Source organism: Frankia sp. BMG5.60, from assembly GCF_059428125.1.
In genome coordinates, this window is sequence record NZ_CM182091.1 from 7,427,009 (window position 1) to 7,441,762 (window position 14,754).

Consider the following 14,754-nt stretch of genomic DNA (forward strand, 5'->3'; position numbering starts at 1 on the left):
CGACTGCGCCGGGGCGGGCGCGGCGCTACGTCGCCGGTGGTCGACGCGGGCGGGGCAGCGCGCTCGCCCGCGAGAGCAGGAACACCCCGCCCACGACCAGGATGGCGGAGACCGCGACGCCCGCGATGACCCCGGACCCCCTCGGAGCGGGGACCCCGAACACCAGGACGCCGAGTGCGTACGCGGCGGTCGGGTTGGTGATGTTCATGGCGGTGACCGCCGCGGTCAGCGGACCGACCGCGTAGGCCATCTGACCTAGACACAGGCTCGTCAGTGTCACCCCGCACAGGGCATAGGCGAACCAGTGCGTCACTGTCGCGTCGAACCCGTTGTCGAGGGTTTCGTCGGTCGCCTGCTTGAGCAGCAGCGCGCTGAGCGCGAAGAACAATCCGGCGGCGACGCCGAACAGCGCCGCCCGTGCCGCCGGTCCCCGCCCGCGCGACGCGGCGACCAACGCCGCGGCCAGCGTGGCGATGGCAATGATCGCCAACACGAGGCGTTCCTGGTCGAGCGGCGGGCGGGTGGGTAGCCGATCCTGCACGCCGAGCAGCAGTGCGAGCCCGGCGCAGATCGCCGCAATGGCCCACCAGGCCGTGCGGGCCATCCGCAGGCGGGTGCCCACCAGCCCGAGGGGGAGCGCGAACAGTAGCTGGGTGACCATGAGCGGCTGCACCTCGGCGAGCGATCCGAGATGCAGCGCCAGGGCCTGGGTGAGGAAGCCGGCGAGGTTCGTCAGCCAGCCCACCAGCCATAACGGCTCGCGGACGAGGTCGAGCAGATGCCCGAACCCGGGCACGGCCATGTCGTGGTCGTCGCGGGCCGCGAACCGGCTGCGGCCCGCGGCGCGCTGTTGGAGAGCAGCCGACGACGCCAACAGGAACGCGGCGAGCAGCGCGAGCGGGATGAAGAGCGGCACGGGCGGTGTGGGCGATCAGTGGGTGCGGTCCCGGCCGGCGGCGGCCGGCGCGGGGCGGGGCAGCGGTCGCGTCGCGGCCGCGCTGCCGTCGCGGGCACCTGTGCCCAGACCGCGGCTGGGCCCGGGACCGACCGGCTGAGGATGATCATCCGGGCCGGGCACGTTGGAGTCTATGGCCCGTAATGTACCGGTCCAGCCTGGTCCGGACCCGTGGCCTTGGCGCCGGTCGAGCGGCCTTACCACCCGAACCGGCTACCTCGCTGCGTGTCATCGATATGGGCCCCGTCCGGGCTGGTCACCCGTACGTTGTCACTTGCCCGCGCATGACAGGAATGCGGGACCGATCGGGCCTTCCCGTCCTTGATTTCAGGCAGGGGGGCGGGCCCGCGGTGACCTGTTCGGGGGGGAAGGACGGCGATGCTGACGCCGGTGCTGATTCTGGGGGGACTAGTACTCGTGCTCGCGGCGGCGGTGGGACTGACCCGCCACACGCCCGACCCCGAGACGTTCCCACCCGACCGAGATCCATACGAGCAGTGGGCGACGTCGACCGTCGACGCCGACGCCTGGGGACCGCTGCCCGAGCGGACCCGCAAGGACGCCGGTGTCGGTCCTCCCGACGCCGACGAGCCCGTCTCCGCACCTACTGCCACTCCTGCCACTCCTGCCACTCCCACGTTCCCGCTCATTCCGAGACCCCGCCTGGCCGTGTCACCGCCCGCCGGGGTCCCGTCCGCCGCCGTTCCGTCTCCCGCCGTTCCGTCCGCCGGCACTTCGGCGGAGCCGGCGCCGGCTGCGGTCGCCGCGGGGGATAGCGCGAGCGCCGGAACCAAGGCCGCCTCCGCGGCGCCGGCTGTCGCCGCGTCCGGAGACGACGCGGGAACGAGCGAGCCGAGTACCCCCGCTCCGGACGAGGGCGCGCCCGCCCCGACGGGCGACGACGCCCCCGGCGACGCCGGGCGGGAGAACCCGGCCGCCGAACCCGAAAGAACCCCCGCGCCGAGGACCGTGCCCCCGTCCTCTCGGCCGGCGGCGCCCCCGCAGCTCCCGCAACCACGGACCCCGCCGGCAGCGCCGGCGCCGCGCCATCCGTCGGCCCCGGCGGGATGGCCGCGGCATGCGTCGCCGTCCGCTCCGCCTCCGCGGCTTCCGGCGGAGTCCACGCCGCCGGGCGCCGCCCCGAGGCGGGTTCCGGCCCAGCGGTCACCCCTCGCGCGTCGGCCGCCATGCCCCCGGCCGACGCTCGTCCCGCGCGGGCGCTCGTCGCCCGCCGGCCCGCCGCCCGCGCCGGTGACCGGCACCGACGGCTGACCGCTGGGCACCCCCCGGCGCGGGCGGGCGGACCGGGTCGCCCCCGAGCGACCCCACCGCCGCCCGCGCCGGGCAGGGACGGTTCGCCGGCCGCGGCGCGCACGGTCCCGGTAGCTGTGGCCGCACCGGTAGCGTGGCGGCACTGCAACCGTGCCGTGGACGCAAGGAGCGCGCCATGCCTGTCGGGGACCGCCGCATCGTCGACCTGTCCCACCCCATCGTCGACGGCATGGTGACCTACCCGGGCCTGCCCGGTCCGCGGATCTCCACATGGACCAGTCGGGCCGCCTCGGGGGAGCGGCTCGCACCCGGGGTGTCCTTCCACATCGCCGCCGTCGACCTCGTCGCGAACACCGGGACCTACCTCGACGCCCCGTTCCACTTCCACGCCGACGGCCCGGACGTCGCGGCGCTCGATCTGGCCCGGCTGGTCGACGTGCCGGCCGTGGTGGTCCGAGCGGGCGGGGCACGGGCCGTGGGCGCCGATCGGCTGCCGGCCGCCGCCGAGCTCGCCGGGCGGGCCGTGCTCGTCCACACGGGCCATGCCCGGCACTGGGGGAGCGAGGCGTACTTCGGCCCGGCGCCGCACCTGACCCGGGCGGCCGTCGAGGCCCTCGTCGCCGCTGGCGCGCTGCTGGTCGGCATCGACTCGCTGAACATCGACGACGTCGACGACCTGGCCCGTCCCGCCCACCAGGATCTGCTCGGCGCCGGCATCCCGATCGTCGAGCACCTCACCGCCCTGGACGAGTTGCCCGACGGCGAGCCGGTCCGACTCACCGTGCTGCCCGCGCCCGTGCGCGGCATGGGCACCTTCCCCGTGCGCGCCGTCGCCGTGGTTCAGACGGGCTGCCTGTCGCCGCCGGGCAACATGGGATCAGTACCCTCGGTGGGCGGTCCGCGAGGCCAGCACGTCATGCAGAATGTTGACGCGTCGCTGCAGATAGCGGGTCTGCGAGCCGAACCAGCCTGGCGCCCAGAACCAGGACGTGAAGACACCGACCCGGGTCGGTGAGCCGACGAGCGCATGCGCGGCGTTGAGTCGTTTGGCTGTGGCGCCAAGGCCGACGAGGCCCCAGATTGGGATGATCTGGTTCCACCACTGGCTGTTCGCCGCGCGCGGCTGGCCGAGGATTGTGGACAGCTCGCTGTTGATCCTGTCGTACCAGATGAAGTAGTAGATCGAGAATGTGATCATGCAGAGCCACCACAGGCCCCACGCGCCCTGCTTGCGGGGGATGGGGGGAGTCGCGCCGAACGGAGGCTGAGTCGAGGCGGCGGCCCAGCCGGGCTGGGGTGACAGCGGCGCATTCGGTGTCTGAGCCGGCCACAGGTCGGCGCGCGGCGCAGCCCTCTGCTCGCTGCCCGTCGGATAGTTTGCCTCGGTCATCGGACCCCCCTATGGATCGTCATGGTTCTTCCCGAAAACGGAAGATCTCCGGGGGACCGGAGTGTAGTCCGAACCGCGAAACTGCGAATAGCCCGAGGGGTCTTGGAGCCTGACAGACGTCGACCGCGCGGCACCAGTGCCGGCGTGTCCGGGGTGTCGCGACCGTCGCGTCTGCGCGCTGCCATCGCCGGTCGCCACCGTCAACGACGCCGCCATGGACATCCGGAACGTCGCGCACCAGGTCGGCGGTGATCTACGCGAACGTGAACTGAGGGGCGAACCCGTTCTTGATCAAAGCGGTGCCCGCGGACTGCAGGGAATTCATCGCGATGAACTGTTCACTGATGTCGGAGCCGTCGGTCCAGCAGGCTTCCAGGCTCCTCAAGAGTTGCGTGAACGTGTCGATGAACTCGTCCTGATCGGGTGCGCCTGACTGTTGGGGCGAGAAATCGTAGACCGCCGGCCTTTCTATGCTGGCGCCCGAGTACTCGAAGCCAGACCCCACCTGGATTATCGTCCTACCGTAGTAGATCTCCGCGAACGTGTAGTAATGCGCGAGCGTGCCTGGATCAAATGTGCCCTCCTCGGGCGATGCGCTGGTACCCTCGCCCTGCACGGTGATCTCGCTGATGGCGTTCACGGCATCCTCGACCGTGTCGATGGCGGACAGCAGGTCGGCATAACTCACCTGGTTCGGCACCGGGTACTGTGGCAGCGAACCTGTGGGGAAGACGGTCTCGAATCCAGTGCTGATCGCGTCGTAGAACTGGCCGATGGTCGGCTCTGCCGGCGGCGGGGGCGGCGGCGGCGCGTCCGGGGGCGGCGGCACAACGGGGCCCTTCTCCGGATACTCGATGGCCATGAACGTTCGCAGCGCCTGGTCTCCCAGCGGTGCCAGCGCGACGACCAGACCGGGATGGACGCCGCCGGGCAGTCCAACGGTCGGATAGACGGGAACGAGATCCGGTGTGGCGATCTCGCCCTTGAGTGAGGCTCCGGTGGCGGTGTACAGGTTGCAGACCTGGCCGAAATGCCCCATTTCCTGGACCGCCACGTTCCCGATGCCATAGCTCACGCTGCCCGGGGCGCCGCTGTCGGGGACGGACCACTGGGCGCACAGATACGGCGGAATGGTCGAGAACTCCAGCTGGATGGCGGTGAGCAGGGAGGCCTGCAGTTCGGGGACACTGTTGATCCCGTTCTTGACGGTCTCGCGAATCGTTCTTCTAGGTGACACGGAAACGTCCCCTTGTGTGTTCTGGGCGAGCCGTCGCCGTGTCCTGGCCTGGCGCGACGCCCGCGAAGCGGAGCAGGTCGACGATGCCGAAGGAGCCGTCCCGGCCGAGCGTCGGCTGCCATCCAGGGTAGACCGACCGGTAGGAGAGCGGATCGGCATTTGTCAATCCGACCGGCGTCTCGGCCACGATCCGGGTGCCGACCGGTCCGAGATGCCGTGACTCACCAAGCAGCTCGGCCTCCTGGAGGAGGTCGTACCAGAGATAGGCGGGCCCGGTGGAGTCGAGTTGCTGGTCGGTCAGCGGTGTTTCCCCGACCTTCCGGGCGACCGACTGCCCGGCCGGCAGGCCCAGGACCTCGCTGCGGAGCAGATTGCGCACGGCCAGCGATCCCAGCGGCCGGGCCAGCGCTCCCGGTTTGGCACCGGGCACCTCGCTCACCGGCAGATCCGCGGAGACCTCGCTCGGTCGACTCCCGGCCGGTCAACCGTCGGTCTGCAGCCAGGTGGTGGCGGACAGGGTCCGCGTGGAGGGGCCGTCGGGGTCGTCGTTGGGCCGGTTGCCGCGGGTGACGGACCGCTCGGCGATTCGCCAGCCCTGCGGCGTGCGGACCACGGTGTCCTGGTAGTCGCCCGATCCCGCGGTGCCGTCGCCGCGTATCACGAAGTACTTCGCCCAGACCCGCAGCGTGTCGTCGTCGACCCGGTGGACGGCGATGTCGGTGGTGTGGTGCGGGAACATCACCCGCCCGTACGGGAGCCCGCTGGTGACCTGCGCCAGCGGCGCCCCGCCCATCACCGCGTCGTCGGTGTACGCCGTCGGCGCGGCGCCGAGCGCGATGTTGTCGAACAGGTGCGGATGCTTGGCGAGCAGGCTGCACACCTCGGCGTAGGTGGCCGCGTCGACCGGCGCGATCCTCACGCCCACGGTCCCTCCCCGTCGGCGACGGCGCCCGGGCCGCCGTGGCGGGGGTGGACGGTCCGTCGGGCGACGCGCCAGCCGGCGGGGGTCTCGGTGAGCACGTCGACGACGTCGGCGCTCGCGACGCTGCCGTCGCCGGCGATCGTCACCAGCCGGCTCCAGGCAGCCAGGCCGCCGGGGACCAGCTTCACCTCCGTGTTGACGGTGTGGTGCGAGGGGGACGTCGCGCCATCGAGGGCCGGCGGGTCGACGAACACCTGCGCCAGCAGCTGTGCGTCATCGTTGTCGGCCGCATGGCCGTAGAGCGCGAGGACCTGCACCACCGCCGCGGCCTGTTCGCCGGTCGCGTCGCGCAGCGCGGCGAACGCGGCATACGTCTGCGGCAGGCGATGCTGCTCCACCCGCACGTCGGCACTGTCCCGCACGCCACCGGGCGGGTGGCCGCCGGCCCGCAGATGCCCCGCGATGTGGTCCGTCGTCATGGCCTGGACGTTAGTTCACCTGCGGACACGGCGTACCCGGTAGTCAGGAACGGGAGGGGAGCGACCTGCGGAGCTGGCCACGGCGCCCGGCCATGGCCTGGCCGCGCCGTCGACCCGCCTGCCGCGGGCTGGGCATCCGGCGCCTCGACCTCTTCGGCTCCGCGACCAGCGACGCCTTCGACCTCGACACGAGCGACGTCGATGTTCTGGTCGAGTTCGACGCCGACCGCTCCGGATTCGACTACCTCGGCACCTACTTCGCCCTCAAGGAGGGGCTCGAACGTCTGGGACGCGCCGTCGGCGTCGTCAGCGTCACCAGCATCCGCAATCCCTACTTCCGCGACCAGGTCCTGCGCACGAGGCAGCCTCTGTATGCCGCCTGACCCGCGCAAGTAAAGTCGCTCCAGACCTCGCCTCGGCAATTCCCGAACTCCCTCGGATAGTCGCCTTCCGGAACATCCTGATCCACGGCTACGCCACCGTCGACGACGCCCTCGTCTGGCAGGTGCTACAGGAGAAGCTCCCAGAGCTCGAACGGGTGGTCCGCAGGATGTTGGCCGACGGCTGATCCGCCCGCACGTACCCGGGAAGAGATGAGTGCGCGGAAACCCCGCTCCTGCCGCTGCCCATGGTCGGCGAGGGGTCAGCCGGGGGCTGCGACGCCGGTGGACGATGGAACCGACGACGAACCCGGCATGCGAGGCCTGCCGTGCGGTGGTGTCCACGCAGTGCTGCGTCATGCCGTCGCATCCTCGGTGTCGCGCCGGCCGCCTACCGGGCCACGTTCGCCGGCACCCGCTCGCCGGACGGCGCGGGTCGGACGGCTGTCGGCTGAGCTGGACGGCTGTCGGCTGAGCGGTTTGCCTGTCGGTCGAACCGGAGGCACAGCCGAAGGCGGGTGAAACCGGTGTGTAGGGGCGGTGATACCGCCGTTGTCTAGCGTCATGTTCAGCGCGCTCGCCACTGCGGGCCGCGACGCTTCTTCATCCGCACCGCCCTGCCCGCATCGCACCACCCTGCCCTGCCTGCCTCCCGTGGGAGCAGGCCCGCATCTCGTGGAAGGAAGTCGTGTGACACCAACGCCCGCGGTCCAGGCCGGCGGCCTGGTCAAGAGGTTCGGCGAATTTCGGGCCGTCGACGAGATCGATCTCGAGGTGCGCCACGGCGAGATCTTCGGAGTGCTCGGGCCCAACGGCGCCGGGAAGACGACGATGCTGAAGATGCTGGCCACGCTGCTGCCGATCGACGGTGGCCGGGCCGAGATCTTCGGCGTCGACGTCGCCGCCGAGCCCCACCGGGTCCGCCAGCTCATCGGCGTGACCGGCCAGTACGCCTCCGTGGACGAGGACCTCACCGCCGCCGAGAACCTGTGGCTGTTCGGCCGACTCCAGGGCCTGCGCTCGGCGGACGCGCGTACCACCGCGCGCCGACTGCTGGAGCAGTTCGGTCTGGGCGAGGCCGCCGAGCGGCGGATCTCGGCGTTCTCCGGCGGGATGCGCCGCCGCCTCGACCTCGCCGCCTCCCTCATCACCCGGCCGCCGCTGATCTTCCTGGACGAGCCGACGACCGGCCTCGACCCGCGCACCCGCGGCCAGATGTGGGACACCATCCGCGAGCTCGTCGACGACGGCTGCACCGTCCTGCTCACCACCCAGTACCTGGACGAGGCCGACCAGCTCGCCGACCGGATCTGCGTGATCGACCACGGCCGCAAGGTCGCCGAGGGCACGCCGGACGAGCTCAAGACCCAGGTTGGCGACTCGACCCTGCAACTTCAGCTCGCCCCCGGAGCCGATCAGGCGCTCGCCCGCGCGGTGGTGCGCCGCGTGCTCGGCGAGGAGCCGGTCACCACCCCCGAGTCCGGTCGGCTGAACGTTCCGCTCGACGTCGCCGACCGGGCCGCCGACGTGCTGATCGCGCTGCGCGAGGCCGCCGTCGCGATCGCCTCGGTCAGCGTCGCCAAGCCGACCCTCGACGAGGTCTTCTTCGCCCTCACCGGCCATGGCACCGCGACCGGTTCCGATGCCGGCGACCCGACCGATGCCGGCGACCCGACCGATGCCGGCGACCCGACCGATGCCGGCGACCCGACGGAGGCCGGCGGCCCGGCCGGAGCCGTCCCCGACCAGGACACGCCCAGCCTCGACGACACCGCCACGGAGATGGCCCGATGAACACCGTTCTCGCCGATCCGACCGCCGCGCCCCCGCGCCCGGCCCCGGCCGCCGACCCGGCCGCCGCCGTCGCCCGCACGCGGGCCCGCGTCGGTGTGGGGGACACCCTTACCCAGACCCTCGCGATGGCGTGGCGGGCGTTGAAGAAGATGCGCCGCAACCCGGAACAGTTCTTCGACGTCGCGCTGCAGCCGCTGCTGTTCACCGCGATGTTCGCCTACGTGTTCGGCGGCGCGATCTCCGGCGACGTCCACAGCTACCTGCCGCTGCTGATCCCCGGCATCGTCGCCCAGACCGTGCTCACCACCTGCATGGCCACCGGGACGCAGCTGCGGGAGGACATGGACAAGGGAGTCTTCGACCGATTCCGGTCGCTGCCGATGTCCCGGATCGCACCACTGGCCGGCCCGATGATCGCCGACCTGGTCCGGTACCTGATCGCGGCGAGCCTGACCTACCTGATGGGCCTGATCCTCGGCTACCGACCCGGCGGCGGGGTGCTCGGCGTGCTCGGCGCGATCGTGCTGGCGGTCCTCACCGGCTGGGCGATCGCGTGGGCGTTCACCTGGATCGGCACGGTCGCCCGCACCGCCCGCGGCGTGCAGGGCATCTCGATGATGATCCTCTTCCCGCTCACCTTCCTGTCCAACGCGTTCGTGCCGTCGAAGACGATGCCGGGCTGGCTGGAGACCTTCACCAAGGTCAACCCGGTGTCACATCTCGTCTCCGCGACCCGGGACCTGGCCAACAACGGCGTGATCACCGGGCAGGTGGGCTGGACGCTGCTCACCGGGTTCGTCGTGGTCGTGATCTTCATGCCGTTGTCGGTCGCCCGCTACAAGCGGCAGCTCTAGTCCGTGGTCCGGCGGGACGTCGTCGAGCCGCCCGGCCAGCCGTTCGACGAGCAGGCGCACCTCGTCGAGCAGCTGCGCCGGGCGCCGATCGTCATCGGCCGCCCGGACCGCCGGGAGCGCCCCGGGCTCCCGGCGCTCGGCGAGCGCCTCGACCCGCGCCCACCCCAGCGACGGGACCGTCGCGACGTAGGAGAACCGTTGCGCCAGCACGAGCAGCTCCACCGCCTCGCCCACCGTCGTCCCGGTCGGCCGGCCGTCGCGAAGGCCCCAGGCACCGAGCGCGAACAGCACCGTTCCGCACGCCGGATAGTCGATCGCGGCGTCGCCACGCCGCATCACGTCGACGCACCGGCGGAGACCGGAGCGGAACAGCTCGTCGCCGGTGGCGAGATCGCCGGCGGTGGTGGCGTGCCAAGTGAACGCGGCCAGGGCCACCGCGTCGCCGACGAGCGCCCAGGGCTCGACTCCGGTCGGTTCGACGCCGGGCCACCGCATCGCCCGCAGCCCCTGCGCCGCGTCCAGGTAGCGGCGCAGGCCGCCGGCGGCGTCGCCGCGGGCGAGATCGAGCTCCGCCCGACCGATCGCCGCCATCATCGCGCCGCCGTGCAGCGTGTCGCGGGGCGAGCCGATCAGGGCAAGGTACCGCTCGGCCGCGTCGAGCCGGCCGTCGTTGATGGCGTCGAGCGCCAGCAGCACCCGTAGCTGCGCGACATCGTCGTGGGCGCCGAGACGCTCCAGGACCGGCAGGGCCGCCCGGGCGTGGGAACGCGCGGCCGGCAGATCCCCGAGCTGCATCGTCAGTTCGGTGAGACGCGTGTGCATCAGGGCCGCCAGCCACGGCCCGTCCCGCGGCGCGACCAGTGCCAGCGCCCCGCTTGCGGCCGTGGCCGCGGCCTGCGCGTCGCCGGCGTTCTCCCGCTGATGGGCCAGCCACACCAGAGCGTGCAGGCGGGTGTGCCGGTCGGGATCGTCCGCCAGCCGCGTGAGCCGCGTGTCGGCGTCCGCGGTCGACGCCGCCGGAGCGAGGGCGAGCAGCACCCGCGCCGCACCGTCCAACGGCGGATCGTCCGCCGCTCCGGGGCCCAGCCGTGCCAACAGGTCGCGGACCGGCGGCGGGAGAACCCCGTCACTCATGAAGATCGCGGTTCTCGCCACGGCGGTCCCGGCGGCCAGCGCCGCCGGGACCAACCTGGGCGGCGGTGTCCAGCCGGACAGCACCGCGGTGACCGCGTCGATCAGCGTCATCATCCGGACGTGCTCGCCGCGGATCGTCCAGAACTGTTCGAGCACCGCCACCAGCCGCACGACCGTCTCGGCGTCGCCGCCGGCCAGCGCGGTCCGCAGCTCGTCGGCGAGGTTCGTCTCCTCGGCCGCGATCGCGTCGATCGCCGCGAACTGCCGCTCGCTGGACAGACCCCCGCCGTGTCGGCTCACGTGGCCGACTGCCCAGTCGCGCTGGGCGCGGCGCGCCGATGCCTGCTCGCCGGCCTCGGCCAGCCTTAGCCGACCGAACTCCCGGACCGTCTCCAACATCCGGTAGCGCACCCCGACGGCCGACTCGCGCACGCTCAGCAACGACTGGTCGACGAGGTTCTGCACCGTTTCCACGGGTTCGAAGCCGTCGACCTCCACGGGATCGAAGCCGTCGACGGGATCGGAGCTGTCGACGGGATCGGAGCCCGCGTCCGGGTCGGCGGGACCGGGGGCGGAGAGGACCTCCTCCGCCGCAGCGAGGGTGAAACCGTCCGCGAAGAGCGCGAGCCGGCGCAGGGAGCGCCGCTCCGGCTCCGCCAGCAGGTTCCACGACCAGTCGATCACCGCGAGGAGCGTGCGGTGGCGGTCCGGGGCGGCCCGGTCCCCGCCGCGCAGCAGGGTGAACCGGTCCGCCAGCCGCCGGTCGACGTCCTCCACCGACATCGCCCGGACCCGCGCCGCCGCCAGCTCGATCGCCAGCGGAAGCCCGTCGAGCCGGTCGACGATCCGGCCGATCACCTCACGGTCGAGCCGGACGGTGGGGCGGGCGGCGGCGGCGCGCTGGCAGAACAGCTCGATCGCGTCGGCGCGGGCCAGTTCCCCGAGCAGGTAGACCCGTTCGGCGCTGATCGCCAGCGGGGCCCGACTCGTCGTGAGTACCCGCAGGTCGGCGGTGGCCGTAACGAGGAAGGCGACCAGCTCGGCGACCTCGGCGACGAGGTGCTCGCAGTTGTCCAGCAGCAACAGGCCCGGCCCCCGGGCGAGCCGCGCGGCGATGCGGGCGCGCAGGTCGGCGCGCTGCGCCGGGGTCAGTACCCGGCGCTCGCCGATCGAGTCGCGGACCCCGAGCGCGGCACCGATCTCGCCGAGCAGGTCCTCGGGTGCCGTCACCCCGACGAGATGGACCACATGCACCACCGGCAGCGCGCTGTCCCGGGCGAGCAGGTACGCCAGGCGGGTCTTGCCGAGACCACCCGGCCCGATGATCGACACCACCCGGGACCGGTCCAGCAGCGCCCGCAGCCGGTCGACGTCGTGCCCGCGGCCCAGCAGTGCGGTGGCGTCGTACCGGATCCCGTCGCGAACGGGCCGGTCGAGGGCGAGCAGCTCGCGCTGGATGCGGGTGAGCGCCTCCCCGGGGCTGGTGCCCAGCCGCTCCCGCAGGTCCCGGCGGTAGCCCTCGAAGCGGTGCAGGGCCGCCCCGGGCCCGCGCACCGCGGCCTCGCTGCGCAGCAGGTCGGCCAGCAGGCCCTCGTCGTCGGGCCGCCCTGCGTGGGCCGTCTCCAGCAGTGGCAGCGCCTCGGGGTGCCGGCCCGCCCGGCTCGCAACCCGGGCCAGCAGCAGCCGGGCCGCCGCCAGATCGCGGCCGGCGACCCGGCGGACGTCGGCGAGCGTCCCCCGGTCGTCCGCGGGCACCGACGGCAGCGCCGCGCCGAGCTCGAGTGCCTCGCGGGCCCGTTCGGCGGCGGCCCGCGGATCGGCCGCGACGAGTCCGGCGGCCTCGGCCACCAGCCGGCCCAGCAGACAACTGTCGACCTGCACCGGTGGGAGGCCGAGCCGGTAGCCGACGCCGTCGCGCACCACCGCGCCGGCGCCGCAGGCCGCCCTGGTCCGGGAGACGACCACCTGCAGCCCCTTGGTCGGGTTGGCCAACGGCTCCCCGCACCAGATCATCTCGACCAGCCGCTCCGCCCGCACCGACCGCCCGTGCGCGGACGCCAGCGCCGCGAGCAGCGCCTGCGGCCGGTCGCCCGCCACCGGGGCGCCCTCCCAGCGCACCCCGTCCAGGAGGGTGAGACTCACGACCACGCTGATCAGTCTAGGTCGGCCGAACGCTGAGGGCCCGGCCCGCGGCGGACCACGGGCGATGATGTCGGGGTCGGCTTCGAGGTGGGGGCGGATCTCCGTTTCGAGATGGTGGTAGCGGTCGGCGGCGTAGAGGGCTGCCAGGGCATGCCCGGTGACGGTTTCGGTCAGCTCGCGGGCCAGCGCGCCGATGGGGCCGGTGGAGGGTTCGAGGGTGAGGTGGATGTCCTCGCCGTCGGCGACGAGTAGCTGGGCCAGGTGGCTGACGAGCGTGGATTTTCCGGCTCCGCTGGGCCCGTCGACGCTGATGAACAGGCCGCGCTGGTGGTCAGAAAAGGGCTGGAGGCGGGGCATCGCCGTCTCCTGAGGGTTGGCCCCGGAGTTCGTCCAGCGTGCGCGGCCGGCCCTCCGGGCTGGTGGCAAGGAGTGCGAAGAGCCGGGCGGTAACCAGGGCGTCGTAGGCGGCGCGGTGGGGCCGCAGCTCCGGGGAAAGCCCTTCGGCCAGACCGAAGGCCTCGACGAGCGCCCCGAGGCGGTAGCTGACCCGCTCTGGCCGAAGCCGGCGGGCCAACCGCAGCGTGTCGAAGGCCTCGGCCGGCTCCCAGTCAGCGAGTTTGCGACGAAGCACGCTCAGGTCCACCGGCGCGTTGTGGGCGACGATCTTGGCGTCGTCCAGAACCGTCCGCACCTCCTTCTCCACGTCGGCGAAGCTTGGGGCGTCGGCCACCATCTCGCTCGTGATGCCATGGATGCGCTGGGCGAAGCCGCTGATGGGCGTCTCCGGGTGCACCAGCCAGGTGACCGGCTCCCCGATGACGCCGGCCGTGATGGGGACGACTGCCAGCTCCACCAGGTCGGGTGGCCGCTGGCCGTTGCCCTCGAGGTCGACGACGACGAAGTCGCGGCTGTTCCAGTCACTCACGAGCTGCCTTCTTCCTGCTGCCATCCGATGTCGGCGCGCCCATGCCGTCCGAGGTAGTGAGGATGCCGGAGGTCGTGAACCTGGAAGCGCAGGGCATGTTGGAGGAAGTAGCGGGGCTGCTCATGGGGAAGGCCAGCGACGACCACGGCCCGGTCGTCGATGTCAATGATCTCCAGCTCTTCGGCGTCCGGCACCGTGGCGGCCAGAGCGGTGACCGCTTCCGCGGTCGGTCTGCGGTGGGCCTGCGCGCAGCGCCCGACCTGCGCCAGCGGGCAGATGTCGCACAGCTCCCGCACGCCGTAGTGCCCGTTGTAGTCGGGCAGGCCGTGCACGTAGGAGACCGCGCAGGAGGTCTTGCGAAAGACGGTGCCGCCGTCCAACGCCTCCAGGACCCGCTGCTCCAGGGTTTCCGGCACGATCTTGCGGCGAGCGGTGCCCGCGTAGGGCTCCGGCAACCCGGCTGCCTGGTAGTAGCTGGCGATCTGGTCCCGGTAGAACAGCCCGGTGAAGACGGTGGCGTCGGCGTGGCGGCTGAGGGCGGCGGCGCGGGCCAGGTGCTCGTCGGTGTCGTTGAGGCCGGGGACCAGGGGACGCCAGTAGAGCACCGTGCGGTAGCGCCGGGGTTGGACGCTCGTCGCCAGCTTCAGGGAGGCGGCGGCCACGGCCGAGGGGTACGGCTCGATGCGCGCCTCGTCGATGCCGGAGTAGGTGAACAAGAGCGTCACCTTGAGGTGCGCGAGCCGGTTCAGCCGCTCGCAGTCCTCGGGCCCCACCTGGTGGCGGGTGATGACGAGGACGTGGTTGGTCAGACCCCGGCGGTCCAGATCCTCCAGCACGGCGAAGGTATGCGGCTTCACCGCCGGGAGGAAGGGCTCGGTGGCCCGGTTGAAGAGCTGGACGGGCGTGACATCCGCCCGAAAGTACGGGTGGGCCACGAGCTGGGCCACGGCCTCGGCGTCGGACATGAGCGCCTGCGGCCGGCGCTGGTCCCACAGACCGTAGGTGTGGCGGATGCAGTAGGCGCAGTCCAGGGGGCAGCCCTGGATGTGGTTCAGGGAAAGCCCGCTCTTGCGGTACTCCACGACCTCGCGCGCCCGTGGGGGAAGTTGCTCGATCTGTCCGCTGGCCAGCAGCGGGACGAGGTGCTCACCTGTGCCCTCCAATGCCCCGTTGGGTCGGGGCGGTGACCTGTCTGAGTCGGAGGGTAGGAAGCGACCACGGCATCTGACCAGAAAGTTGCTAGGGATTTCTCGAATCTATGAGAGGCCAA

General features: G+C 72.3%; 12 protein-coding genes and 1 pseudogene. 5 read left to right on the forward strand and 8 right to left on the reverse strand.

Translation table 11 applies throughout. The annotated features are described in order from the left end of the window. Positions 1 to 25 precede the first annotated feature (25 nt). The gene (locus AC5R91_RS30445; RefSeq protein ID WP_495394726.1) at positions 26 to 916 is read right to left on the reverse strand and encodes a DMT family transporter; all 891 of its coding nucleotides are present in this window, start codon (positions 914 to 916) and stop codon (positions 26 to 28) included. Positions 917 to 2,402: 1,486 nt separating this feature from the next. Here AC5R91_RS30445 and AC5R91_RS30450 point away from each other — a divergent pair. Then, a complete protein-coding gene (locus tag AC5R91_RS30450; protein ID WP_495394727.1) occupies positions 2,403 to 3,242 on the forward strand; it encodes a cyclase family protein in 840 nt (279 codons plus the stop codon). Positions 3,243 to 3,870: 628 nt separating this feature from the next. On the opposite strand, the gene AC5R91_RS30455 is transcribed toward AC5R91_RS30450, so the two are convergent. Genes AC5R91_RS30455 through AC5R91_RS30470 form a run of 4 tightly spaced genes read right to left on the reverse strand, consistent with a single transcriptional unit; the run spans position 3,871 to position 6,255 of the window. Beyond that, positions 3,871 to 4,854 (reverse strand): ferritin-like domain-containing protein, encoded by a 984-nt coding sequence (locus AC5R91_RS30455; RefSeq protein WP_495394728.1) that lies wholly within the window; start codon positions 4,852 to 4,854, stop codon positions 3,871 to 3,873. Beyond that, positions 4,844 to 5,293, reverse strand: coding sequence for a hypothetical protein (locus AC5R91_RS30460; RefSeq protein ID WP_495394729.1), 450 nt, complete (start codon positions 5,291 to 5,293; stop codon positions 4,844 to 4,846). The genes AC5R91_RS30455 and AC5R91_RS30460 overlap by 11 nt, the downstream gene beginning before the upstream one ends. A gap of 42 nt (positions 5,294 to 5,335) precedes the next feature. Further along, complete coding sequence (locus tag AC5R91_RS30465) at positions 5,336 to 5,773, reverse strand: nuclear transport factor 2 family protein (RefSeq protein ID WP_495394730.1); 438 nt, start codon at positions 5,771 to 5,773, stop codon at positions 5,336 to 5,338. Then, on the reverse strand, positions 5,770 to 6,255 hold the full coding sequence (locus AC5R91_RS30470; protein ID WP_495394731.1) for a hypothetical protein: 486 nt from the start codon (positions 6,253 to 6,255) through the stop codon (positions 5,770 to 5,772). The genes AC5R91_RS30465 and AC5R91_RS30470 overlap by 4 nt, the downstream gene beginning before the upstream one ends. A 92-nt stretch (positions 6,256 to 6,347) precedes the next feature. Here AC5R91_RS30470 and AC5R91_RS30475 point away from each other — a divergent pair, with 92 nt between their 5' ends. The 4 genes from AC5R91_RS30475 (at position 6,348) to AC5R91_RS30490 (ending at position 9,283) form a co-directional block, all read left to right on the forward strand. Next, positions 6,348 to 6,638 (forward strand): nucleotidyltransferase family protein, encoded by a 291-nt coding sequence (locus AC5R91_RS30475; RefSeq protein WP_495394732.1) that lies wholly within the window; start codon positions 6,348 to 6,350, stop codon positions 6,636 to 6,638. Between the two features lie 56 nt (positions 6,639 to 6,694). Further along, a complete protein-coding gene (locus tag AC5R91_RS30480; protein WP_495398089.1) occupies positions 6,695 to 6,823 on the forward strand; it encodes a HepT-like ribonuclease domain-containing protein in 129 nt (42 codons plus the stop codon). Positions 6,824 to 7,325: 502 nt separating this feature from the next. Then, complete coding sequence (locus AC5R91_RS30485) at positions 7,326 to 8,429, forward strand: ATP-binding cassette domain-containing protein (protein ID WP_495394733.1); 1,104 nt, start codon at positions 7,326 to 7,328, stop codon at positions 8,427 to 8,429. After that, positions 8,426 to 9,283 carry an ABC transporter permease gene (locus AC5R91_RS30490; protein ID WP_495394734.1) on the forward strand — a complete coding sequence of 286 codons (858 nt, stop codon included), beginning with the start codon at positions 8,426 to 8,428 and terminating at the stop codon, positions 9,281 to 9,283. Before AC5R91_RS30485 ends, AC5R91_RS30490 begins: the two co-directional genes overlap by 4 nt. A gap of 2,214 nt (positions 9,284 to 11,497) precedes the next feature. Here the strand turns inward: AC5R91_RS30490 and AC5R91_RS30495 are convergent. The 3 genes and pseudogenes from AC5R91_RS30495 to AC5R91_RS30505 all read right to left on the reverse strand — a co-directional run. Next, positions 11,498 to 12,916 (reverse strand): annotated as a pseudogene (locus AC5R91_RS30495) (BTAD domain-containing putative transcriptional regulator); the annotation flags it as partial. Beyond that, positions 12,891 to 13,484 (reverse strand): 3'-5' exonuclease, encoded by a 594-nt coding sequence (locus AC5R91_RS30500; protein WP_495394735.1) that lies wholly within the window; start codon positions 13,482 to 13,484, stop codon positions 12,891 to 12,893. The pseudogene AC5R91_RS30495 and the gene AC5R91_RS30500, both read right to left, overlap by 26 nt. Then, positions 13,481 to 14,647, reverse strand: coding sequence for a radical SAM protein (locus AC5R91_RS30505; RefSeq protein ID WP_495394736.1), 1,167 nt, complete (start codon positions 14,645 to 14,647; stop codon positions 13,481 to 13,483). Before AC5R91_RS30505 ends, AC5R91_RS30500 begins: the two co-directional genes overlap by 4 nt. Positions 14,648 to 14,754 lie beyond the last annotated feature (107 nt).

Excerpts from the sequence above, each read along its gene's own strand:
- AC5R91_RS30450 (WP_495394727.1), top strand. The coding sequence starts at position 2,403 with ATGCCTGTCGGGGACCGCCGCATCGTCGACCTGTCCCACCCCATCGTC.
- AC5R91_RS30470 (WP_495394731.1), bottom strand. The coding sequence starts at position 6,255 with ATGACGACGGACCACATCGCGGGGCATCTGCGGGCCGGCGGCCACCCG.
- AC5R91_RS30475 (WP_495394732.1), top strand. The coding sequence starts at position 6,348 with ATGGCCTGGCCGCGCCGTCGACCCGCCTGCCGCGGGCTGGGCATCCGG.
- AC5R91_RS30490 (WP_495394734.1), top strand. The coding sequence starts at position 8,426 with ATGAACACCGTTCTCGCCGATCCGACCGCCGCGCCCCCGCGCCCGGCC.